We start from the raw sequence: 5,114 nt of genomic DNA on the forward strand, positions 1-5,114 counted from the left end.
GAAAGACCCCCTATTTCCTGCCACCTTCCACCAAGGCTGCCCCTACCTTACGATAATATACCTAGCTGTCAATTATATACTTACGTCGCATTCAGTCTCAGGCAGCCTTGGTGTCCGCTTCACGCCGCGGCCCGCAGGGACGCGGCTCTGCCGCCCTCACCACCAGCACAGCCTCCAGCTTCAAAGGCCCCTTCTCCAGCACCGCCCGAGGGTCTGGACGAACACGCATGTGTTCGGACGGAACCGCGGGCGGGCGCAAACCCCACCGACAGGGCGGACAGGCAGGGTCAAGGCGGGCCAGATTTGGCTTGCCAAATCTCTGCCGCAAAAACCGGGAGGCCCTGGCCGATAGGTTTTTGTGGATGGCCCCCTTGAGGCTGACTGGCCGGTCTGTCGCGGCCTGATCATTCCGGGGGGAGTGCGTCCGTTGAACGCGCAGCGGCCGGCGGCTTCGTGAAGTCGCCTCGGGCGATCTGACCGCCGGACGCGGCATCCCTGGAACAGGGATCGGTCCGCCCCAAGATCGTCCTGGGGCAGCCCATCCTCGTCAGAGGATTCGGTCCTGGGGATCTTTCGCGCTCGGCGGGAACATCACCAGCTCCGAGACCGCGACCGGGAAGTCGAGCTTGAGGCTGAAGAACTCCGAGCCGTCCCCGTTGCGGGTGTTGCGGAACATCGCGCCGACGCGTTGGAAGCGGGTGCGCTCCTGGCCATCGGTATCGGTGAACTTGACGGGGACGGTGGCGACGTAGTGGTTGGTCATTTGGGTTACTCCTTGTTGCGATGGGGATCACCCGGCACGGGGGCAGGAGGCCCGGTCGCAAGCGCAAATGCGGAGGGTCCGCGGCCAGCCGTGGAAGCCGTATTTGTGCTTGCCGAAGCGTGAGCTGAGGGCACGAACGGGCCGACCCCGTGCGATCCACATCCATGAGCAAAAAGGAGAGACCCGAATGACTCTTGCCATCACGCCGTCGCCACCGTCCCCGTCCGCGTCCCGCCGATCCTGGCCGGGGTGCTGACGGAACCCGCCCGCGTGGATGCGATGTTCCGAAACACCACCCTAGGGTCGTGCTGGTCTTCAGCCTCAAGCCCGGCGTCGCCACAGCCCGCGTCTTGCCCCGCTGACGATGTGCGTGAGATTCGCACCATCCTCAGCCCGTACCGATGCGGATGGGCCGCACTCTGACGGACCGGGTAGAGGGATAACGGTGCTGGACGCCGCAGACTGCCGATCGCGCATGACCGATCGCACGCGCCATGAGACATGACGAAAGGGCCGCGCCAAGCGCGACCCCCTCTCTTCAATCCTGCGCAGTCTTCTTCGCCGGATCAGCAACCCGCATGACCGTCAGGCCTTTCGCTTCCGCCTTCTGTCCGAGGTTCAGCGCGACCCCGTTGCCGCCGAAGAGTACAACCCCCGTCGCTGCGAACTTGTCGTCCAGCATTTCGTCGTTGCACTTGAACGGTGCCGCCCGTCCATGCGCGGACCAGCGCGGATCGAAGCGCGCCTGCGCGACCCCGCGTGCCCGGGCCCACCGAGCCGCAATCATCTCCGCCCCGTGCTTGCCACCCTTATGGCAGAGGAAGATCTCCTGATTGCGGTTCTGCTTGATCCGTTCGCGAACCTTGTCGAGCGTGTTGAAGATCACATCGACATCGGTCCAGTCGGTGGCGCCTGAGACGATCAGGGGCACCCCCTCGACTTTGGATTTCTCGGCAGTCTCGCGGTCGTGCTGCTCCAGGAGCTGCCGCGCCTCGAAGACCGCCCCGGTCTCTTGCGCCCGGACGCTTGCGCGCGACCCGGCTGCCGGGATGAAGGCGTGGCCCGTCTCAATCTCGTAGCATTCTGCCGCTGCCTCGCTCATCACCTCGATGGCGCTGACAATCTCGCGCAGCTGCAGAAAGCGCGCCTGCGCCTCTTCGAGCGCGGTCTCGGCGATCTCCGATCCGTCGTGAGATTTTGCCAGCGCGCCGATCTTGTCGGCGGTGCGGTCGACCTCCTTGCCAAGCGCCACCTTGCGGCGCTGCAGGATCGTGGCGAGCCCATGGGCCAGCGGTTCGATTTCGGCTTCAAGCCCGGTCCCGCGCAGCTGCCCGAGCAAAGCCTCGAAGCTTTCGCGGATGATGCGGTCGGTCAGGATGTGATCTTCCGGGATCGGCAGCTGCGCGTCCTTCTCGGTCAGCCCGAAAAGCTCGATGGTCTCGTAGGTGTTTGCGTTATCGTAAGCCATGTCTGGTCTCCAGTGTTCGGTTGCAAGGCCACCACGTGAGTGTGGGGGCATGGCCGAATGCCTGGTTTCCGAATCTGCCCGGGTCAGGGACGGCGCAGTCGCCGGCTTGCCGGGCGCAAAAGTTTTCCGTGCGCAACACCCGACACATGCGCGCCCTCACCCACGGGAACGCACCGCGCCACGGGCCCCGCCCTCGCCGAAAAGTTTTGCGATCCTTGACGCGGGCTGATTTGGGGGCCATCCGGAGGATATGCTTCCACGCTCATGTGTGTGTGTTTTGACGGTAGGTTTGCCCGACACGAGCAGGCAAACGGCCCGACCGGACGCGGGAGACGGATGGAGCGGCGGGATCGTTTTGGCCTCAGGCCAAAACAGACCAGAGCGCAATCCGGCGGAGCGGCCGGGGAGGGACGTGCTCGCGAGGCGGGCAAACCGGGGGTCTGGGTGCGACGCCGCGGTGAGGCCGCATGGCCGAATGCGCGACGGACCGAAGGGCCGTTCTCCCCTGCGACACGCGAAGCCGAGCAGGGGAGGCCGCAAGGCTCTGGCCACGGTTGATGTGCAGGGACTACGCTGCCGACTATAGGGATTGCTTGTCCAGGCATTCGACGTGATCGGCGGAAAGCGGACATTCACTGCGAGTGCGAAAGCATACTGTCTGAGACATGATTGCGACAATTATTGTCTCAGCGTCAGCGCCAGTTTGACCTGCCCCCATTTTCAGAACCACTCGTAAGTCGAGCCTGATGGCACGAAAGCATCGTTTGAGCCCTAATTGCAGAATGATACACGATGCGCCCGGGTCGATAACCGGCGTCGTTATGCTGGCGTGCGCATAATCTCACGGATCAGATCATTTGTTTCTGATCTCGTCGTTTGGTGCCGATATCGAACGGCCAAAACAGTTCGTGTTATTTCAAAGCCATCGATGGGTTTCGACACCAGGCCCATGTCTGATGGAATAGCGGTGGCTGGTAGGATCACCGCACCCGAACCCTGCCGGGCAAGTTCGATTAACCAATCCACGCGATTTGACCGATAGGCCGCGTAGAGGTCGTAACCTTGATCTGCGCAGGTTCCATGTAAAGTATCCCGCATTTCGCAATTCAGTCTGTCAAGCATGTCAGTTTGAGCAAGCGTCGAAAGAGAAATTGTATTTAGTTCAGACAATGGATGCGACTTTGACACCACGACCTTGTAGTCCTCTTCATAGAGAATGTCTATACGATAGAGGTCTTCACTGACCTTGTCCGCGGTGACGACAACGTCAAAGTCACCATCTCGCAACCCGGAAAGAAGCTCGTGGGATGACGCAACGATCAATTCGATTTCGGCTTGCGGCACGCGCTTGCGCATACGCTCCATAGCTGCCGAAATTCTGCTGTGGCCAGTCGTTTCGCCGACACCGACAGTGATAGGAACTCGCTCCAACCGCATATGACGGACTGCCTCGGCCTTCGCCTGTCGCGTCTCGTCGGATATTTTCTGCAATCTTGGCTGCACGAGTTTTCCCAGCGCGGTCAGCCTGCAGCCTGCACGGTCTCTGACAAACAGGTCACCTCCAAGTTCGTCTTCAAGTTTCTTGACCGCAGTCGTCAAGGAAGGTTGGGAGACATTGGAGGCACTGGCCGCGTGGGTGAAGTTTCGGTGCTCGCAGACAGCGAGAAAGTATCTGATCTGGTTCATTTCCATCGCCGCATTCTCCGTCACATCTCCGGCCGCGCCATCAAAACAAGTTCGATAGTCCATGTCTATCAAAGAATAGCATTTCGGAATTGGAGTCCACCGCATCCGGCATGGGACAAGAGTGCATCGAAACCAAACACGATGCACTTCAAAGCAGGGGCCGACCATGAAATCGCAAATTCTTCAGACACTCGCCGCACTGGCTCTGATCGCAACTTCTGCAACTGCACAGGACAATCCAATGGAAAATCATACCGCCAGCTACATCGCCATGCCCGCCGCCGAAGGCCAGTCCGAAGCTTTCGCGGAGTTTCTGGCGGGTGCCGCACCTATCGTGCGGGACACAGAGCCGGGCACCGTCCTTTGGTTTGCTCTGCAAGCCAACGATACGCTCGCAATCTTTGACATCTTTGCAGATGAAGAGGCACGGAACGCTCACTTCTCAGGAGCGGTTGCTGCGGCTTTGAACCAAAACGCCGACACACTGGTCGACGGAGGATGGGACGAAGGTGTTGTCGCGAATATCAACAACTCCGATGTCCTGTCGGTCAAGGCGCCGGTTGATCTCACCACGGCAACGACCGCAACTTACATCAAGCTTGAAGCTGCGCCGGGGAAAGGCCGCGAATTGGCAGCCTTGCTGACCGCCGCCGGCCCCATCGTCGCAGATACCGAACCCATGACATTGTTCTGGGCGGCGCTGCAAATTGACGAGAACAACTTTGCCATCTTCGACATCTTTGCCGACGATGCTGGCCGCGAAGCGCATTTTGCCGGACAGGTCGCCGGGCTACTGAATGAAAGGGCTTCGGAATTGGTCTCGGGCGGATGGGACGATGGTGTGGTGGCAAACGTCCGCAATTTCGACATCCTTGCTGCCAAGTAATCTCGAGCTGCGTCAACAAAGAAGTGCCCGGTGCAACCCATCGGGCACTTTGCTATTTGAGTTGAGAGTAAAGCCAAGTCGGTCGATTAACCGCAGCGAAATGGCATTTTATCCCAGTCTGCTGATGCTTACCCATTGAAAATTCTGCCGCCGATGCAAATGACCGTTCTAGTGCAGCTGCGCTCCAGCGCCGGACAGCTCGCCGAGCGGCAGCTATGGGCCGACAACGTAGGGTGTACTGCTTCAGTCCAAATCGACACCGCCGAGGCGCGGCACATGGACATGCGTCCGGACAAGGGATGCAGCGACAG

4 protein-coding genes are annotated in these 5,114 nt (G+C 60.3%); 1 reads left to right on the top strand and 3 read right to left on the bottom strand.

The genetic code is table 11. The annotated features are described in order from the left end of the window. Positions 1-547 precede the first annotated feature (547 nt). The 3 genes from CLV77_RS00110 to CLV77_RS00125 all read right to left on the bottom strand — a co-directional run bounded on the left by CLV77_RS00110 (position 548) and on the right by CLV77_RS00125 (position 3,980). Positions 548-763: a hypothetical protein gene (locus CLV77_RS00110; protein WP_076981290.1), complete on the bottom strand. Its 216-nt coding sequence runs from the start codon at positions 761-763 to the stop codon at positions 548-550. A gap of 538 nt (positions 764-1,301) precedes the next feature. Next, positions 1,302-2,231, bottom strand: coding sequence for a DUF2493 domain-containing protein (locus tag CLV77_RS00120; RefSeq protein ID WP_100053157.1), 930 nt, complete (start codon positions 2,229-2,231; stop codon positions 1,302-1,304). 819 nt (positions 2,232-3,050) lie between these two features. After that, on the bottom strand, positions 3,051-3,980 hold the full coding sequence (locus tag CLV77_RS00125) for a LysR family transcriptional regulator (RefSeq protein WP_233128145.1): 930 nt from the start codon (positions 3,978-3,980) through the stop codon (positions 3,051-3,053). A gap of 103 nt (positions 3,981-4,083) precedes the next feature. On the opposite strand from CLV77_RS00125, the gene CLV77_RS00130 reads away from it, so the two are divergent. Further along, on the top strand, positions 4,084-4,803 hold the full coding sequence (locus CLV77_RS00130; protein ID WP_045320533.1) for a putative quinol monooxygenase: 720 nt from the start codon (positions 4,084-4,086) through the stop codon (positions 4,801-4,803). The last annotated feature ends 311 nt before the right edge of the window (positions 4,804-5,114 follow it).

This window comes from Brevirhabdus pacifica (assembly GCF_002797755.1).
In the GTDB taxonomy this organism is placed as follows: Bacteria; Pseudomonadota; Alphaproteobacteria; order Rhodobacterales; family Rhodobacteraceae; genus Brevirhabdus; species Brevirhabdus pacifica.

Coding starts and splice junctions, on each gene's coding strand:
- CLV77_RS00110 (WP_076981290.1), bottom strand. CDS start 763: ATGACCAACCACTACGTCGCCACCGTCCCCGTCAAGTTCACCGATACC.
- CLV77_RS00125 (WP_233128145.1), bottom strand. CDS start 3,980: ATGGACTATCGAACTTGTTTTGATGGCGCGGCCGGAGATGTGACGGAG.
- CLV77_RS00120 (WP_100053157.1), bottom strand. CDS start 2,231: ATGGCTTACGATAACGCAAACACCTACGAGACCATCGAGCTTTTCGGG.
- CLV77_RS00130 (WP_045320533.1), top strand. CDS start 4,084: ATGAAATCGCAAATTCTTCAGACACTCGCCGCACTGGCTCTGATCGCA.